Origin of the sequence: Microbacterium imperiale (genome assembly GCF_017876655.1) — a bacterium.
In the GTDB taxonomy this organism is placed as follows: Bacteria; Actinomycetota; Actinomycetes; order Actinomycetales; family Microbacteriaceae; genus Microbacterium; species Microbacterium imperiale.
On the sequence record NZ_JAGIOK010000001.1, the window covers coordinates 3,125,038 to 3,140,932 of the forward strand.

Consider the following 15,895-nt stretch of genomic DNA (forward strand, 5'->3'; position numbering starts at 1 on the left):
CGGAGATGCGTAAGAAGCGAAGGGAAACCACACTCGACATGGCGATCACGGTCTACACCAAGCCCTCCTGCGTGCAGTGCAACGCGACGTACCGTGCGCTGGACTCGAAAGGCATCGAATACGACGTCCTCGACCTCTCCGAGGACCCGGCGGCGCTCGAGCGCGTGAAGTCGCTCGGCTACCTGCAGGCTCCCGTCGTCATCACCGACGAGGACCACTGGTCGGGCTTCCGCCCCGACAAGATCGACGAGCTGGCCGCTCGCTTCGCCTGACCTCATGAGCACGGCGGTCGCGACGCGGGCGCCTCTGCTCGTGTACTTCTCGAGCGTCTCGGGCAACACCGCGCGATTCATCGAAAAGCTCGGACTGCCCGCGCTCCGCATCCCCCTTCACTCCTCACCGACGCCCTTCGTCATCACCGAGCCCTTCGTGCTCGTGACCCCCACCTACGGCGGGGGACAGGGGCTTGGTGAGGAGAAGGGTGCGGTGCCCAAGCAGGTCGTTCGCTTCCTGAACGACGTGCGCAACCGCACCCTGCTGCGTGGGGTCATCTCCACCGGCAACACGAATTTCGGCGAGTCGTACTGCCTCGCCGGCGACATCATCAGTCGCAAGTGCTCCGTGCCGCACTTGGACAGGGTGGAACTTTTCGGCACGCCCGAAGACGTCGAGCGCGTGAGCGCAGGATTGGAACGATGGTGGAATCAGCACTGGAAACAGCCTTGACCGATAACGGCTTCAAGGTCGACGCGCGCTTCGACGGGCTCGACTACCACGCCCTCAACGCGATGCTCAACCTCTACGGCGCGGACGGCAAGATCCAGTTCGACGCCGACAAGCGCGCGGCGCGGGAGTACTTCCTCCAGCACGTCAACCAGAACACGGTCTTCTTCCACTCCCTCAAGGAGCGTCTCGACTACCTCGTCGAGAAGGAGTACTACGAGCCGGCCGTCATCGAGAAGTACTCGATGGAGTTCATCCAGAAGCTCAACGACTTCGCCTACGGCAAGAAGTTCCGCTTCGAGACCTTCCTCGGCGCGTTCAAGTACTACACGAGCTACACGCTGAAGACCTTCGACGGCAAGCGCTACCTCGAGCGCTTCGAGGACCGCGTCGTCATGACCGCCCTCGGCCTCGCCGACGGTGACGAGAACCTCGCGATGCAGCTCGTCGACGAGATCATCTCCGGCCGCTTCCAGCCCGCCACCCCCACCTTCCTCAACACGGGCAAGGCACAGCGCGGCGAGCTCGTGTCGTGCTTCCTGCTCCGCATCGAAGACAACATGGAGTCGATCGCCCGCGGCATCAACTCCGCCCTGCAGCTGTCCAAGCGCGGCGGCGGCGTGGCGCTGCTGCTGTCGAACATCCGCGAGGCGGGCGCTCCGATCAAGCAGATCGAGAACCAGTCGTCGGGCATCATCCCCGTCATGAAGCTGCTCGAAGACAGCTTCAGCTACGCCAACCAGCTCGGCGCGCGTCAGGGTGCCGGCGCGGTGTACCTGTCGGCCCACCACCCCGACATCCTCAAGTTCCTCGACACCAAGCGCGAGAACGCCGACGAGAAGATCCGCATCAAGACGCTGTCGCTCGGTGTGGTCATCCCCGACATCACCTTCGAGCTCGCCAAGAACGGCGAGGACATGTACCTGTTCTCGCCCTACGACGTCGAGAAGGTCTACGGCGTTCCGTTCGGCGACATCTCGGTCACCGAGAAGTACCGCGAGATGGTCGACGACGCGCGCATCAAGAAGACGAAGATCAACGCGCGCGAGTTCTTCCAGACCCTCGCCGAGATCCAGTTCGAGTCGGGCTACCCGTACATCATGTTCGAGGACACGGTGAACAAGGCCAACCCGATCAAGGGCCGGATCAACATGTCGAACCTGTGCTCGGAGATCCTCCAGGTCAACACGCCGACGACGTACAACGAGGACCTCTCGTACGCCCAGATCGGCAAGGACATCTCCTGCAACCTCGGGTCGATGAACATCGCCCTCGCGATGGACGGCAAGGACCTCGCCCAGACCGTCGAGACCAGCATCCGCGCCCTCACCGCGGTCAGCGACCAGAGCCACATCGCCTCGGTCCGCTCGATCGAGGACGGCAACGACCGTTCGCACGCGATCGGTCTCGGGCAGATGAACCTGCACGGCTACCTGGCGCGCGAGCACGTCCACTACGGCTCGGAAGAGGGCCTGGACTTCACGAACATCTACTTCTACACGGTGCTGTTCCACGCTCTGCGGGCGTCGAACAAGATCGCGATCGAGCGCGGCACGTACTTCGAGGGCTTCCCCGACTCGACCTACGCCTCGGGCGAGTTCTTCGACAAGTACATCGAGCAGGAGTGGATGCCGCAGACCGACAAGGTGAAGGGGCTGTTCGACGGCATCCACATCCCGACCCAGGACGACTGGCGCGAGCTGAAGGCATCCATCCAGCAGCACGGCATCTACAACCAGAACCTGCAGGCGGTGCCCCCGACCGGCTCGATCTCGTACATCAACAACTCGACGTCCTCGATCCACCCGATCGCGTCGAAGATCGAGATCCGCAAGGAAGGCAAGCTCGGCCGCGTCTACTACCCGGCGCCGTTCATGACGAACGACAACCTCGAGTACTACGAGGACGCGTACGAGATCGGCTACGAGAAGGTCATCGACACCTACGCCGCCGCGACCCAGCACGTCGACCAGGGTCTGTCGCTCACGCTGTTCTTCAAGGACACCGCGACCACGCGCGACATCAACAAGGCCCAGATCTACGCCTGGCGCAAGGGCATCAAGACGATCTACTACATCCGCCTGCGGCAGATGGCGCTCGAGGGCACCGACATGTCCGAGTGCGTCAGCTGCATGCTGTGACGGATGCCGGAACCCGAACCAGGAACTGAAGCGAAATGACTCCCGAACCGCTCAAGCTCGTCGACCACGTGCAGGCGATCAACTGGAACCGCATCCAGGACGATAAGGACCTCGAGGTCTGGAACCGTCTGGTGAACAACTTCTGGCTGCCCGAGAAGGTGCCGCTGTCGAACGACATCCAGTCGTGGAACACGCTGACGCCCGACGAGCAGACTCTCACGATGCGCGTGTTCACGGGGCTGACCCTGCTCGACACGATCCAGGGCACCGTCGGTGCCGTCTCGCTCATCCCCGACGCGATCACCCCGCACGAGGAGGCCGTCTACACGAACATCGCGTTCATGGAGTCGGTGCACGCGAAGAGCTACTCGTCGATCTTCTCGACGCTCGCCTCGACGCCCGAGATCGACGACGCGTTCCGCTGGTCGGTCGAGAACCCGAACCTTCAGAAGAAGGCCTCGATCGTCATGGACTACTACCGTGGCGACGAGCCGCTCAAGCGCAAGGTCGCCTCGACCCTGCTCGAGTCGTTCCTCTTCTACTCGGGGTTCTACCTGCCGCTGCACTGGTCGGCGAAGGCGAAGCTGACGAACACCGCCGACATCATCCGCCTCATCATCCGTGACGAGGCCGTGCACGGCTACTACATCGGCTACAAGTTCCAGAAGGGCTACGAGCAGCTCACGCAGGCCGAGCGCGACGAGATCAAGGACTACACGTTCTCGCTGCTCTACGAGCTCTACGACAACGAGGTGCAATACACCCAGGACCTCTACGACGCCGTCGGCCTGACCGAGGACGTCAAGAAGTTCCTGCACTACAACGCCAACAAGGCGCTGATGAACCTCGGCTTCGAGGCGATGTTCCCCGCCACGGTCACCAACGTGAACCCGGCGATCCTGTCGGCCCTGTCGCCGAACGCCGACGAGAACCACGACTTCTTCTCGGGGTCGGGCTCGTCGTACGTCATCGGCAAGGCCGAGGCCACCGAGGACGAGGACTGGGACTTCTGACCCGACTCGCGCACGAAAGTGGCGCGTGTGACGGGATCGCTCCGGCGATTCCCGGCGCACGCGCCACTTTCTCGTTGACGCCGTGCCACGCCCACGCATAGGGTTGCGAGGCTGCGCCACGAGGCACGGCATCACCGGAGGAACGACATGACCATGCGCAACGAGCGCCTGATCGCAGCGGACCTGGACCAGTTCCAGCTCCGCAATGAGTCGTACTCTCCGGTGCGAGACGTCTGACCCGCCACTGTCAGCACGCCCCGCACCGCACAGGTCCGGGGCGTTCGTGTGTTCCTCTCCATGCGCCCCGTTCCCGGACCGTCATCACAAGGAAAGGAACCATGGAGAAGCTCTCGAACAGGCTGCTGTCGTGGGCGAGCATCATCGACGAGAAGACTCTCGATCAGGCTCGCACCGCGTCGGGGATGCCGTTCATCCACCCGCACCTGGCGCTCATGCCCGATGCGCATCTCGGCAAGGGGGCGACCGTCGGCTCGGTCATCCCGACGCTCGGGGCGATCATGCCGGCCGCCGTCGGCGTCGACATCGGATGCGGCATGATCGCCGTCCGCACGCAGTTCACGAAGTCGCAGCTGCGCGGCCGCGATCTCGGCGCGCTGCGTGAGCAGATCGAGCGGGCGATCCCGCTGTCGGCGGGTCGTGACAACCGCAAGGTCGTCGCGACGGCCGAGCCGCGCATCGCCGAGCTGGAGGAGCTCGCCGAGAAGCACGAGTTCGACCCTGCCCGCTACGCCGGGCACTGGCGCAACCAGCTCGGGTCGCTGGGGTCGGGCAACCACTTCATCGAGGTGTCGGTCGACGAGACCGACGCGGTCTGGATGTTCCTTCACTCGGGTTCGCGAGGAGTGGGCAACAGAATCGCGACGCACCACATCGGGGTTGCGCAGCGTCTCGCGAAGCAGTGGTGGATCGACCTTCCCGACCCCGACCTGGCCTACCTCGTCGAGGGCACGGAGGAGTTCCGGCGCTACATCCGTGAGCTCCGGTGGGCGCAGCACTTCGCGCTCCTCAACCGTGAGGAGATGATGGACCGCGTCGCCCGTCAGCTGTCCGAGACGATGGGCGCCGACGTCGAGGAGCTCGAGCGCATCAACTGCCACCACAACTTCACCGAGAGCGAGAAGCACTTCGGCAAGCAGGTGTGGGTGTCGCGCAAGGGTGCGATCCAGGCGGATGCCGGCCGGCCCGGCCTCATCCCGGGATCGATGGGAACGGCGTCGTACGTCGTCTCGGGGCTCGGCAACCCGCTCTCGCTCAACTCGTCGCCGCACGGCGCGGGGCGGGAGTACTCGCGGTCGGCCGCGCGTCGGACCTTCACGCACGACCAGCTGCGTCAGGCGATGGCGGGCATCGAGTTCCGCGACACGAATGCCTTCATCGACGAGATCCCGCAGGCCTACAAGCCGATCGACCGGGTGATGGAGGATGCCGCTGACCTGGTTGAGGTGCGCCACACGCTGCGTCAGCTGGTCAACGTGAAGGGCGACTGACCCGGGTCGCGAACGGGGGAGGGGTGGATGCTGCGGCATCCGCCCCTCCTTTACTCGAAGGATCATCGGCACCTACGAAAGGACGGACGCATACGGAGAAGCGGCGGTGATTCCCCCGAGATCGCCCGGTGCGCGGGTGCGCGGCCGCGGCGGGTGATTGGCTCGATCGGTGGTCGAGGTACTTGCATCCGTCGCGGCGCTCCTCGCGCTCGCTCTCGTCGTGCTCGCTCTGCTGTGGTGGCGCCGCGCCCGTGCGGCCCGGTCGCGAATGGCGGCCGAGCGCGCCGCGAACGAGCAGCAGCTGGCGGAGCTCACCACGTCGCACGCGACGGCGGTCACTCAGCTGCAGGATGAGCGCGAGGCCGCTGTCCAGGCCGCACGCGATGAGCGGGACCGCGCCCGGGGCGAATCGGAGCGAGCGCGCCAGCAGATCGCTCGCGTCCTGGGAAGCGAGGCGGTGTCACGGCGCCTCATCGCGGCGGCCTGTGCCGACGTCGGCCTCCCCGGCGTGCTGATCACCAACGTCGTGTTCGTGCCCGAGGACAGCCGAAGCACCTTCTTCGCCCAGATCGACCACGTCCTGCTGACGCGGCAGGCGGCGATCGTCATCGAGAACAAGTACTGGCAGGGCTTGGTGTTCGACGACGTCCGGCCGAGCAGCGTGATCCCGGCGTTCGGCGCGATGCTCGACGAGGACGCGCTCGAGGCGCCGTTCGCCGTGCAGATCAGGCCGGTCTCGCTGTCCACGTGGGAGATCCTGCGGCACATCGGTGGGGATTCGCCGGCGGTGCAGGTCCGCCGTCAGGCGGGGCGGCTGGCTGAGCACCTGCGGGCACGACTGGGGGAGGCTCCGTTCCTGACGACCGCGGTGCTCTACTCGTACGCCGATGCGACGGTCCATGCGAAAGCCATGAGCCGGAGCGCGGGCGGAGTGTCGACGCGAATCCTGAGCGGATCGAAAGGGCTGACGCGCATGCTCACGGAGGTGCGGCAGCAGTCGCCCGTCGCTCTGACCGCGGCGCAGCTCGAACAGCTCCGCGCCCACTTCGAATCGCTGGGCGCGTACACCGAGCGCGTCGGAGACTGATCGCGCGCCGTCCCTGCGGAGGAAAGCCGCACGACGGAGGACGGTTTCGTCGAATCCGCCCTCCGGCGCGCAGATCTCCTCCGCTCAGGCGTCGCCCTGGCCGATGTCGGACGCCTCGGCGATGGCGCTCTCGTGCGGGCGGCCCAGGTGCGCGAGGGTGCGGCCCGCAGCGGCGAGGATCGCGATCGCCACGACGAGCGCGCCAACCCCGAGCCAGTACGGTGCGCTGGGGCTCAGCGCCGCGGCGAGCGGGCCCGCGACGGCCGGGGCGATAGCGCCGCCGATGAAGCGCACGCCCGAGTAGGTGCCGCTCGCGACGTTCCGCGGCAGGTCGGTCGCCTCCATGACGGCCTCGGTCAGCGCCGTGTTGAGCACACCGAGGAACAGACCCGCGACGATGACGGTAATGATCAGCACCGCGGCGCTGCCGATGCCGATCGCGAGCACAGCCTCCGCCACGGCGAGCAGCCCGAGCATCGTGAACAGCACGGGCCGCAGGCCCAGCCGGCGCGTGAGCACGGGAGCGACGAGCACCGAGGTGAGCGCGACGGCGAGGCCCCAGCCGAAGAAGACGAGTCCGAGCTCGTGCGCACCGAAGGTCATCCCGGCCACCGCCGCGGCGGCCTCGATGGGGTAGGGGCTGTAGGCGAGCAGGACGAAGAACGCGACGTTGTAGAAGAACGCCGTGAGCGACAGGGTGAGCAGCGCCGGATTGCGCAGCGCACGGAACGACGCGAGGATCGACACCTTCGCCGGTGCGGCCGCACCGGCGGCCGGCGCGGGGGAGCGGAACACGACGAGGATCGCCAGCAGCGCCATGGCCATCAGGCCCGCGGTGCCGAAGAACGGCCCCCGCCACGACAGCTCGCCGAGCGCGCCACCGAGGAGCGGCCCGACCGCGAGGCCGATGCCGAGGGATGCCTCGTACAGCACGATCGCCTGACGACTTCCGCCGCTCGCCGCCCCGACGATCGCCGCCAGCGCCGTCGCGATGAACAGGGCGTTGCCGACGCCCCAACCGGCTCGGAAGCCGATGATCTCGACCACGCCGCCCGAGAGTCCCGCCGCCGCGGCGAACACGACGATCAGGGCGAGGCCGAGCAGAAGCGTCTTCTTCACACCGAGGCGCGACGACACCCAGCTCGCGAAGAGCATCACGACACCGGTGATGAAGAGGTAGCTGGTGAACAGCAGCATCGTCTCGGACGGCGTCGCGTCCAGCTCGCGGCTGATCGCCGGCAGGATCGGGTCGACGAGGCCGATGCCCATGAACGACACCGTGCAGGCGAAGGCGATCGCCCAGACCGCGACGGGCTGCCGCCAGATCGACGCCTTCGCTGTCTCGGCCGCCGGCTTCGTCCGACCCTCTGTTCGTGTTGCGCTCGTCACGCCTACCTTCCTTTCATGGTCATCGCAGTTCCGGTTCATCGAGCAGCGCCCGCAGCAGGTCCGCCGCGCGGGCGAGGGTCGCCCGGTCGGCCTCGGTCAGCCGCGCCCACGCAGGCCCGGTCAGCTCGAGCGCCTGCGCGCGGAAACGCTGGAACTGCGCCCGCCCGTCGTCGGTGATCGACACCCGCGTCGCGCGTCCGTCGGCCGGATCGGGATGCCGCTGCACCCAGCCCTGCTGCTCCATGCGACGGACGAGCGTCGTCATGGTGGGCTGGCTCACGCGCTGCCATTCCGCGAGATCACTGACACGCGTCGGGCCGAGTTCCTGCAGCGCCGCGAGCGCTCGCCAGGTGCCGGCTGCGGCGGGGGCTTCGACCCGTCGCGCCACGGCCCGGTTGTAGCGGCTCGATGCCGACATCAGGCGGATGGCGGCGTTGTCGGGTTCGTCGGCGCTGAGCCGCTCACGGAGCTCTCGGTCCGAATGCATAGCAAAACTATACAACTGCGGGACCCGGACATGACGATGCCCCCGGCACCTCTCGCGAAAAAGGATGCCGGGGGCAGTCGTTAGGCGATCAGCGGTCGCCGTTGATGAGTCCGAGCCATTGACCGAACGGCTTCTCCCCGCGGATGTCGGTGTGTTGCTCGTTCTGCTCGTCGTGCGTGATCATGTCGATCCTCCCCGCCTCTTGCTTCGCACTCATCATGCGCAGAGGCGGTGCTGCGCGCCCGGGTCTTGACGCGAAGTGAACGAGGCGTTAACGGCTCCCGATGATCGCTCGGCGCCGACACAATCTTCTCCGGCCCGATCACCCGCACAGATCGGACCCCGCCTCCTACAATCGAGGGCGTGTCGGAAACCACTGTCCCTCAGCGCGAACCGCGGTTCAGCCCGGTCATCGCGCTCATCGCCGTGTCGGCGTCGTGGGAAGGTCGGCTCTCGGCCGCGCTGCGAGATCTCGGCCTCTCCACCCGCAAGTTCGGACTGCTCGGGCACATCGGCTCGGAACCGGGTATCTCGTTCTCCGAGCTCGCGCGGCGGTCGCACATCACGGTGCAGTCCGCGCACACCGCGGTCCGCACGCTCGTCGACGAGGGGCTTGTCGCCGACGCGACCGCTCACGCCGGCTCGGCATCCGATCTGCGCATCACCCCGAAGGGGATCGCCGTCATGGAGCAGGCGCACCAGCGGCTGCTCGAGCTCGACTCCACGCTGAGCGACCACATGCCCAAGCTCGCGGCCTCGATGGACGGCATTCGCGCAGGGATCGTCTAGGCCCGGTCGATAGGGTTCGGGGGTGTTCCGATCGCCGCTGACCGCATTCCGCTTCCTCGCTTTTGCGGAGGCGGTGTCGTGGACACTGCTGATCGGCGGGCTGATCGTCCGCGCGCTGTTCGATCAGCCGGTGGCGGTCACGATCGGCGGCGGCATCCACGGGTTCGTCTTCCTCTGCTACGGGGCCACCGCGGTGCTGGTCGCGTGGAACAACCGCTGGCGGATCGTCCCGACGCTGTGCGCGGTGGGCGCGGCCGTCGTGCCCTACGCGACCATCCCGACGGAGATCGTCCTGCGCCGGCGGGGTCTGCTCGCGGGCGAGTGGCGCACCGAGGCGACGGACGACCCGCGCGACGCCCGTGCCCTCGACCGCTTCCTGCGCTGGTTCGTGCGCCGTCCCGCGGTGCTCGCGGTGATCCTGGCCGTCGGCATCGTCGCCGCGTACGTCCTGCTGCTGATCATCGGGCCGCCCGGCCGGGCGTAGCGTGGACGGATGCCGCGCACCGTCGCTCGTCTCGCCCTCGCCCTCCTGCTGATCGTGGCCGGAACGGCTCATCTCACCGTGCTCCGTCGCGGGTACCGCATCGCCGTCCCCGACTGGGCGACGCACGTACTGCGCACCGACAAGGACATGATCGTGGTGGCCAGCGGCGCCGTGGAGATCATGCTCGGAGCCGGGCTCGTCGCGCTGCCGCGCGAGCGACGTCGTATCGGGGCGGCGGTCGCGGCGTTCTTCGTCGCGGTCTTTCCGGGCAATGTCCACCAGTGGCGCACCGGTGCGCCGGCTCCCGGACTCGACAGCGACGCGCGGCGGTTCGGCCGGCTCTTCCTGCAGCCTCTGCTCGTCGCCTGGGCCTTGTGGGCGACCGCGCGGCCCCGCGCCAAGCGACAGCACGTCGGGTGAGCGACCGCAATAGACCGACATGGAATTTCCCGGATGACCATCGCGTTTGGTTGCCTGTCATGGTGAGTACATCCGCGTCCGCGTCCGCAGCATCCGACTATTCGGCCTGGGCCGAGTCCCGCCGAGCGACGGTGACCGCTCCGCAAGGGTCGCTCGCGCTCGTGCTGACGCACTGGTCCGCCCCCGGCGAGCCTGCGGTCGACGACGCGACCGCTCGCGCCGGCCACCCCGTCGACGCGCTGCTCACCCGGCTCCAGCGCACCGACATCGAGACCGGTCTTCCCCAGGAGGGCTACCGGATCTGGCGGCAGGACTCGCCCGCGAACGAAGCGTTCGAAGACATCGAGCGCTGGGATTACGACCCGGCCTGGGTCATCGAGGGCCGCTTCGAGCTCGTCGACGAAGACCGCGTCGTTCCCTTCGAGCACATCAAGGACGGCGGCGCGACGCGCGGTCTCCCGGTTTCCGGCGACCTCGTGTTCGAGATCGACGGCACGGAGTACCGCCTCGCCGCCTTCGACACCAACTACGGCGGTCCGAAGCTGCATCTCGTGTTCGGCGACCGGACGAACGGAGCCGAGAGCTACGGCGCCGGGCGCTTCCTCTTCCTCGACCACCCCGGCGCGACCGGCGACCTCGCACCGGGCGACAGCACGCCCGTGACGGTCGACTTCAACCGCGCGGTGGTCCCGCCCTGCGGATTCTCGAACCAGATGAACTGCCCGCTGCCGCCGCTGCAGAACCGCCTGCCCTTCCCCGTTCGCGCGGGGGAGAAGAAGGTGCGGTTCGCCGGCGATTTCGCCCTCTGATCCTCCCCCCGCAACGGCGAAGCGCCCGCACCTCGCTTCGTCCGCCCTCCACCCACACAGCAAAGGAACACCCATGACTTCACGCGGCTTCTCCCGCCTTCTCGTCGCGTCCGCCGCGGCGAGCGCCGGCCTTCTCGTCCTGGCCGGCTGCTCCGGCTCCGCCGACCCCGCGGGCTCCGGCGCCGCGAGCGACCCGGACGCCGAGATCGTGATCGGCTCGCAGAACGAGCCCACGAACCTCGACCAGATCTTCGGCGGATCCTCGGGGGTGACCGAGGTCTTCACCGGCAATGTCTACGAGGGCCTGTTCCGCATCACCGATGACGCGCAGGTCGAGCCGCTGCTCGCCTCCGACACCACGGTGTCGGCCGACGGGCTCGTCTACACCTTCACGCTCGAAGACGCCACGTTCCACTCGGGCGAGGAGCTGACCGCGGACGACGTGAAGTACAGCCTCGAGCGCTTCATCGGCGACGAGTCGATCGCCGCTCGCAAGCGGCAGCTCAGCGTCATCGACACCGTGACCGCGGTCGACGACAAGACGGTCGAGGTGACGCTGTCGCAGCCTTCGATCAGCTTCACCTACAACCTCGGCTACGTCTGGATCGTGAACGCGGATGCCGGTGACCTCACGGCCACGGCCGACGGCACCGGTCCCTACGCGCTGGGCGACTACCGCAAGGGCGACTCGATCACGCTCGACGTCAACGCCGACTACTGGGGCGACGCACCGGCCAACGGCGGCGTGGTCTACCAGTACTACGCCGACCCGACCGCGCTGAACAACGCGCTGACCACGGGCGCCGTCGATCTGGTCACGAGCCAGTCGAACCCCGACAGCATCGCGGAGTTCGAGGCGGCCGGCTTCCAGATCATCGAGGGCACCTCGACGACGAAGGAGCTGCTCGCCTTCAACGACCGCGTCGCCCCCTTCGACGACGTGCGGGTGCGCAAGGCCATCTACTCGGCGATCGACCGCGAGAAGCTGCTCGACGCGATCTGGGACGGACGCGGCGAGCTCATCGGCTCGATGGTGCCGCCGTCCGAGCCCTGGTACATCGACCTGGCGGACAACAACCCGTACGACCCCGCCCTCGCCGAGCAGCTGCTCACCGAGGCCGGCCAGGCGGACGGGTTCACCTTCACCGTAGACACGCCGGATTCGGGCGTGCACTCGACCGTCGCCGAATTCCTGAAGTCGGAGCTGGCGAAGGTCGGCATCACGATGAACATCAACATCATCACCGACGACGAGTGGTACCAGAAGGTCTACACCGAGAAGAACTTCGAGGCGACGCTCCAGGGTCACGTCAACGACCGCGACATCAACTTCTACGGCAACCCCGACTTCTACTGGGGCTACGACAACGCCGATGTGCAGACGTGGCTCGCCGAGTCGGAGGCAGCGGCATCCGTCGAGGAGCAGACGGAGCTGATCAAGAAGGCGAACCAGCAGATCTCGGATGACGCCGCCAGCGTCTGGCTCTACCTCAACCCGCAGCTGCGCATCGCGGCCGAGGGTGTGTCGGGTGTGCCCAAGAATGGACTGAACTCGCTGTTCTACGTCTCCGACATCACGAAGGCCTGATCTCCATCACCCGGTATCTGATTCGACGGACAGGATTGCTGCTGCTGGCGTTCGCGCTGGCGGTGGTGATCCTGTTCGTCGTGCTGCGCGTGCTCGGCAACCCGGTGTTCGCGCTGATCTCGGTCGGGGCGACGGATGCCGAGATCGCGGCCGCCGCCGCACGGCTCGGCGTCGACCGCCCGATCCCCGAACAGTTCCTGGCCTACCTCGGACAGCTCGCGAGCTTCGACCTGGGACGCTCATTCACCAACAATCTGCCCGTCGGCGACGAGATCCTGCGGCGCCTGAACCTCAGCCTGCCGCTGACGCTCATCGCGTTCACGCTGTCGGTGCTGATCGCGGTGCCGGTGGGGTTCATCGCGGCCTGGAAGGCGCGCACCTGGTACGGGACCGCGTTCTCGGCCGTGTCACAGCTCGGCGGAGCGATCCCGGTGTTCTGGGTCGGCATCCTGCTGGTCGCGGTCTTCGCGCTGAACTGGCGGCTGCTGCCTGCCGGCGGCTTCCCGCGGCGCGACTGGGAGGATCCCGGCGCCGCGCTGGTGTCGCTCACGCTCCCAGTGCTGACGATCGCCCTCGTGGCGGGCAGCGATCTGGCTCGGTACGTCCGCAGCGCCACGCTCGACGTGCTCGGCCAGCAGTACCTCCGAGCGGCGCGTGCCACCGGGCAGAGCTTCGCAACGGCGATCTGGCGCCATGGCGTGCGCAACGCCGTCGTCCCGCTCATCTCGATCCTCGCGATCCAGCTGTCCACCACCTTCGTGGGCGCGGTCATCATCGAGCGCGTCTTCGCTCTGCCGGGACTCGGCGACATGCTGCTGGTCGGCATCAAGGAGCAGGACTTCCCCAGCGTCCAGGGGGTGCTGCTCTTCTCGACCGCCCTCGTGCTTCTGCTCGGTTTCGCGGCCGACATCCTGCAGCGCATCATCGACCCGCGGCTGCGCGACACGATCTCGGGCAACCGCCGAGCGAGGGCGGCAGCATGACGGCGACGACCCTTCCCGATACGGGCACCGTCCCGGCGACGAGGCCCACGCGGCCCCGCCGCCGACGCTCGGTGAACCTCGCGGTCGGCGGCATCCTGTTCGGCGCCATCGCGGTGATCGGCCTGATCTCGCTGCTGTGGACCCCGTTCACCTTCGACGACACCAGCGGCGGCCGGCTGCAACCGCCGTCCGCCGAGCACTGGGCCGGAACCGACCGTCTCGGCCGCGACCTGTTCACGCAGCTCATGATCGGAGCGCGGCTGGCGCTCACCGTCGGTTTCGGTTCGGTGCTGATCGCGGCGATCGTCGGCATCGGGCTGGGGCTTCTCGCTGCGGTCGCACGCCGATGGGTCGACGACGCCCTGACCAGCCTGCTCGACATCGCCATCGCCTTCCCGACCCTGCTGCTGGCGATGCTGATCGTCGCCTGGCGCGGGGCGTCGGTCGAATCGGCGATCCTCGCGATCGGCCTCGCCGGCTCGGCGGTGATCGCCCGGCTCACCCGCATCGCCGCGACGCGCGTCCTCGCGATGGACTACGTCACCGCTGCGCGGACGTCGGGCACGGGCAGGCTCGGCATCGTGTTCCGACACGTGCTGCGCAACGTCTGGCCGACCCTCATCGTGCCGCTCGCGCTGCAGTTCGGCGGAGCGGTCGGAGCGGAGGCGTCGCTGTCGTACCTCGGGCTCGGCTCCCCGCCCCCGAACGCATCGTGGGGTCGGATGCTGGAGGAGGCGCAGAGCACGGTGCTCGTCGCACCGACCGCGGCGATTCTTCCCGGCGTCCTGCTGGTCGCCTTCATCATCGGCGCGAATCTGCTGGCCGACGGCCTGCGTGATATCGCCGATCCGACCACGAGGAGCATCGGATGACCGCCGCGCTGACCGCGTCCGGTCTCGGCGTGCGGACCGGTGACGATCGCACGCTCGTGCACGGCGTCGACGTGACGCTCGAACCCGGCGAACGCCTGGGCATCATCGGGGAGTCGGGCTCGGGGAAGTCGCTGACCGCCCTCGCGATGCTCGGCCTGCTCGCGTACCCGCTGACGCCGTTCGGATCGGCGAGGATCGCGACCCCCGAGGGCGAGGTGGAGGTCGTCGGGACCCCGTCGCGCCGCCTCGATCGGGTGCGCGGCCGGACGATCTCGGCCGTCTTCCAAGAGCCGCTGGCCTCGCTCGATCCGCTCATGCGCGTGGGCAAGCAGCTGGCCTGGCCGCTCGCCAAGCACCGGGGGCTGGCCGGGGACGCGCTCCGGCGCGGCGTGCTCGACGCCCTCGCAGACGTGCAGTTGCCCGACCCGGAGCGCATCGCGCGGTCGTTCATCCACGAGATCTCCGGCGGCCAGCGGCAGCGCGTCGCGATCGCGCTCGCCCTGGCGGCGGGACCGAGCATCCTCATCGCCGATGAGCCGACCACCGCGCTCGACGTCACCGTGCAGGCCGGCATCCTCGATCTCCTCCAGCGTGAGGTGACCGAGCGGGGGATGACGCTGCTGTTCATCAGCCACGACCTGCCGGTGGTCTCGCGGATCGCCGACCGCGTCCTCGTCATGCGTGACGGGCGTCAGGTCGAGCTCGGCGACACGGCGCAGCTGCTTCGATCGCCCCAGCACGAGTACACGGCGCAGCTGGTGGGCGCCTCGCGCGCGCTCGACGACTTCCTGCCCGCGAAGGGAACCCGATGACGGCCGACGGTCACGCGACGCTCGAGCTCGAGCACGTCGACTTCGCCTACGCGCGCGGCGCGGACGTGCTCCACGACGTCTCGCTCTCGCTCGCGCCCGGCGAGACGGTCGGCCTCGTGGGGGAGTCGGGTGCGGGGAAGACGTCGGTACTCCGCCTGCTGCTGGGCCTGGCGGCACCGACATCGGGTCGCGCGCTCTTCGACGGGGCACCGCTGCGAGCAGGCGACCGCACGCAGATGCGCTCGCTGCGCCGGGCCGTGCAGCCGGTCTACCAGGATCCGTTCTCGTCGCTCGACCCGCGGATGACGGTGGGACAGTCGATCGCCGAACCGCTGCGGTCCCTCGGCATCACCCGCGACCGGAGTCGCATCGACGCCCGCGTTGCCGAGCTGCTCACGGCCGTCGACCTCGACGTGGATGCCGCGTCCCGCTACCCGGACGCGTTCTCGGGCGGGCAGCGCCAGCGCATCGCGATCGCCCGCGCCCTCGCCCCGCGTCCTCGCCTGCTTCTCGCGGACGAGCCGGTGAGTGCTCTCGACACTTCGGTGCGCATGCACGTCATCGAACTGTTCCAGCGCCTGGCGGCAGAACAGGGCATCGGGATGCTGCTCGTGTCCCACGACCTCACGATCGTGGCGGCCCTGTGCGAGCGGATGACGGTTCTCCGCGCCGGTCGCGTCGTTGAGGAGGGCCCGACAACGCGGCTGCTCACGTCGCCGAGCGACGCGTACACGGCACAGCTCGTGGCCGCCGTCCCGCGACTTCCCGCGGTATGACGGGGGACGGCGGC

17 protein-coding genes are annotated in these 15,895 nt (G+C 68.0%); 15 read left to right on the plus strand and 2 right to left on the minus strand.

The annotated features are described in order from the left end of the window. The first annotated feature begins 38 nt into the window (after nucleotides 1–38). The 6 genes from nrdH to JOF37_RS15185 all read left to right on the plus strand — a co-directional run bounded on the left by nrdH (nucleotide 39) and on the right by JOF37_RS15185 (nucleotide 6,472). Complete coding sequence (gene nrdH / locus JOF37_RS15160) at nucleotides 39–272, plus strand: glutaredoxin-like protein NrdH (RefSeq protein WP_023954603.1); 234 nt, start codon at nucleotides 39–41, stop codon at nucleotides 270–272. A gap of 4 nt (nucleotides 273–276) precedes the next feature. Further along, complete coding sequence (gene nrdI, locus JOF37_RS15165) at nucleotides 277–726, plus strand: class Ib ribonucleoside-diphosphate reductase assembly flavoprotein NrdI (protein ID WP_210007586.1); 450 nt, start codon at nucleotides 277–279, stop codon at nucleotides 724–726. Then, on the plus strand, nucleotides 696–2,864 hold the full coding sequence (gene nrdE / locus JOF37_RS15170) for a class 1b ribonucleoside-diphosphate reductase subunit alpha (RefSeq protein ID WP_210007587.1): 2,169 nt from the start codon (nucleotides 696–698) through the stop codon (nucleotides 2,862–2,864). The genes nrdI and nrdE overlap by 31 nt, the downstream gene beginning before the upstream one ends. 35 nt (nucleotides 2,865–2,899) lie before the next feature. Beyond that, a complete protein-coding gene (nrdF, locus tag JOF37_RS15175; RefSeq protein ID WP_094259728.1) occupies nucleotides 2,900–3,877 on the plus strand; it encodes a class 1b ribonucleoside-diphosphate reductase subunit beta in 978 nt (325 codons plus the stop codon). Between the two features lie 338 nt (nucleotides 3,878–4,215). Continuing rightward, nucleotides 4,216–5,385 carry an RtcB family protein gene (locus JOF37_RS15180; RefSeq protein ID WP_210007588.1) on the plus strand — a complete coding sequence of 390 codons (1,170 nt, stop codon included), beginning with the start codon at nucleotides 4,216–4,218 and terminating at the stop codon, nucleotides 5,383–5,385. Nucleotides 5,386–5,554: 169 nt separating this feature from the next. After that, nucleotides 5,555–6,472 (plus strand): nuclease-related domain-containing protein, encoded by a 918-nt coding sequence (locus JOF37_RS15185; RefSeq protein ID WP_210007589.1) that lies wholly within the window; start codon nucleotides 5,555–5,557, stop codon nucleotides 6,470–6,472. Nucleotides 6,473–6,556: 84 nt separating this feature from the next. Here the strand turns inward: JOF37_RS15185 and JOF37_RS15190 are convergent, their stop codons facing one another. Both JOF37_RS15190 and JOF37_RS15195 read right to left on the minus strand, forming a co-directional pair. Further along, nucleotides 6,557–7,861: an MFS transporter gene (locus JOF37_RS15190; RefSeq protein ID WP_271174943.1), complete on the minus strand. Its 1,305-nt coding sequence runs from the start codon at nucleotides 7,859–7,861 to the stop codon at nucleotides 6,557–6,559. A 19-nt stretch (nucleotides 7,862–7,880) separates the two neighbouring features. Continuing rightward, nucleotides 7,881–8,348, minus strand: a complete 468-nt coding sequence (locus JOF37_RS15195; protein WP_210007591.1) for a MarR family winged helix-turn-helix transcriptional regulator — start codon at nucleotides 8,346–8,348, stop codon at nucleotides 7,881–7,883. A 363-nt stretch (nucleotides 8,349–8,711) separates the two neighbouring features. Between JOF37_RS15195 and JOF37_RS15200 the strand changes: the two genes are divergently transcribed. The 9 genes from JOF37_RS15200 to JOF37_RS15240 all read left to right on the plus strand — a co-directional run bounded on the left by JOF37_RS15200 (nucleotide 8,712) and on the right by JOF37_RS15240 (nucleotide 15,881). After that, on the plus strand, nucleotides 8,712–9,137 hold the full coding sequence (locus JOF37_RS15200) for a MarR family winged helix-turn-helix transcriptional regulator (protein ID WP_210007592.1): 426 nt from the start codon (nucleotides 8,712–8,714) through the stop codon (nucleotides 9,135–9,137). A gap of 22 nt (nucleotides 9,138–9,159) precedes the next feature. After that, nucleotides 9,160–9,621 carry a DUF3817 domain-containing protein gene (locus JOF37_RS15205; RefSeq protein WP_210007593.1) on the plus strand — a complete coding sequence of 154 codons (462 nt, stop codon included), beginning with the start codon at nucleotides 9,160–9,162 and terminating at the stop codon, nucleotides 9,619–9,621. A 9-nt stretch (nucleotides 9,622–9,630) separates the two neighbouring features. Beyond that, entirely contained in the window at nucleotides 9,631–10,041 is a 411-nt protein-coding gene (locus JOF37_RS15210; RefSeq protein WP_210007594.1) for a DoxX family protein, read from the plus strand. A 59-nt stretch (nucleotides 10,042–10,100) separates the two neighbouring features. Continuing rightward, nucleotides 10,101–10,850: a DUF1684 domain-containing protein gene (locus tag JOF37_RS15215; RefSeq protein ID WP_210007595.1), complete on the plus strand. Its 750-nt coding sequence runs from the start codon at nucleotides 10,101–10,103 to the stop codon at nucleotides 10,848–10,850. Nucleotides 10,851–10,923: 73 nt separating this feature from the next. Next, nucleotides 10,924–12,438, plus strand: a complete 1,515-nt coding sequence (locus JOF37_RS15220) for an ABC transporter substrate-binding protein (protein ID WP_210007596.1) — start codon at nucleotides 10,924–10,926, stop codon at nucleotides 12,436–12,438. 35 nt (nucleotides 12,439–12,473) lie between these two features. Beyond that, nucleotides 12,474–13,421, plus strand: a complete 948-nt coding sequence (locus JOF37_RS15225; RefSeq protein ID WP_245338185.1) for an ABC transporter permease — start codon at nucleotides 12,474–12,476, stop codon at nucleotides 13,419–13,421. Next, nucleotides 13,418–14,293, plus strand: a complete 876-nt coding sequence (locus tag JOF37_RS15230) for an ABC transporter permease (RefSeq protein ID WP_210007597.1) — start codon at nucleotides 13,418–13,420, stop codon at nucleotides 14,291–14,293. The genes JOF37_RS15225 and JOF37_RS15230 overlap by 4 nt, the downstream gene beginning before the upstream one ends. Continuing rightward, nucleotides 14,290–15,105, plus strand: coding sequence for an ATP-binding cassette domain-containing protein (locus JOF37_RS15235; RefSeq protein ID WP_210007598.1), 816 nt, complete (start codon nucleotides 14,290–14,292; stop codon nucleotides 15,103–15,105). The genes JOF37_RS15230 and JOF37_RS15235 overlap by 4 nt, the downstream gene beginning before the upstream one ends. Further along, on the plus strand, nucleotides 15,102–15,881 hold the full coding sequence (locus JOF37_RS15240; protein ID WP_210007599.1) for an ABC transporter ATP-binding protein: 780 nt from the start codon (nucleotides 15,102–15,104) through the stop codon (nucleotides 15,879–15,881). Before JOF37_RS15235 ends, JOF37_RS15240 begins: the two co-directional genes overlap by 4 nt. Nucleotides 15,882–15,895: the final 14 nt, after the last annotated feature.

What these genes read in the sequence shown, in the direction of transcription:
- nrdH (WP_023954603.1), top strand. Translation starts at nt 39, where the DNA reads ATGGCGATCACGGTCTACACCAAGCCCTCCTGCGTGCAGTGCAACGCG.
- nrdI (WP_210007586.1), top strand. Translation starts at nt 277, where the DNA reads ATGAGCACGGCGGTCGCGACGCGGGCGCCTCTGCTCGTGTACTTCTCG.
- nrdE (WP_210007587.1), top strand. Translation starts at nt 696, where the DNA reads ATGGTGGAATCAGCACTGGAAACAGCCTTGACCGATAACGGCTTCAAG.
- nrdF (WP_094259728.1), top strand. Translation starts at nt 2,900, where the DNA reads ATGACTCCCGAACCGCTCAAGCTCGTCGACCACGTGCAGGCGATCAAC.
- JOF37_RS15180 (WP_210007588.1), top strand. Translation starts at nt 4,216, where the DNA reads ATGGAGAAGCTCTCGAACAGGCTGCTGTCGTGGGCGAGCATCATCGAC.
- JOF37_RS15195 (WP_210007591.1), bottom strand. Translation starts at nt 8,348, where the DNA reads ATGCATTCGGACCGAGAGCTCCGTGAGCGGCTCAGCGCCGACGAACCC.
- JOF37_RS15210 (WP_210007594.1), top strand. Translation starts at nt 9,631, where the DNA reads ATGCCGCGCACCGTCGCTCGTCTCGCCCTCGCCCTCCTGCTGATCGTG.
- JOF37_RS15215 (WP_210007595.1), top strand. Translation starts at nt 10,101, where the DNA reads ATGGTGAGTACATCCGCGTCCGCGTCCGCAGCATCCGACTATTCGGCC.
- JOF37_RS15220 (WP_210007596.1), top strand. Translation starts at nt 10,924, where the DNA reads ATGACTTCACGCGGCTTCTCCCGCCTTCTCGTCGCGTCCGCCGCGGCG.
- JOF37_RS15230 (WP_210007597.1), top strand. Translation starts at nt 13,418, where the DNA reads ATGACGGCGACGACCCTTCCCGATACGGGCACCGTCCCGGCGACGAGG.
- JOF37_RS15235 (WP_210007598.1), top strand. Translation starts at nt 14,290, where the DNA reads ATGACCGCCGCGCTGACCGCGTCCGGTCTCGGCGTGCGGACCGGTGAC.
- JOF37_RS15240 (WP_210007599.1), top strand. Translation starts at nt 15,102, where the DNA reads ATGACGGCCGACGGTCACGCGACGCTCGAGCTCGAGCACGTCGACTTC.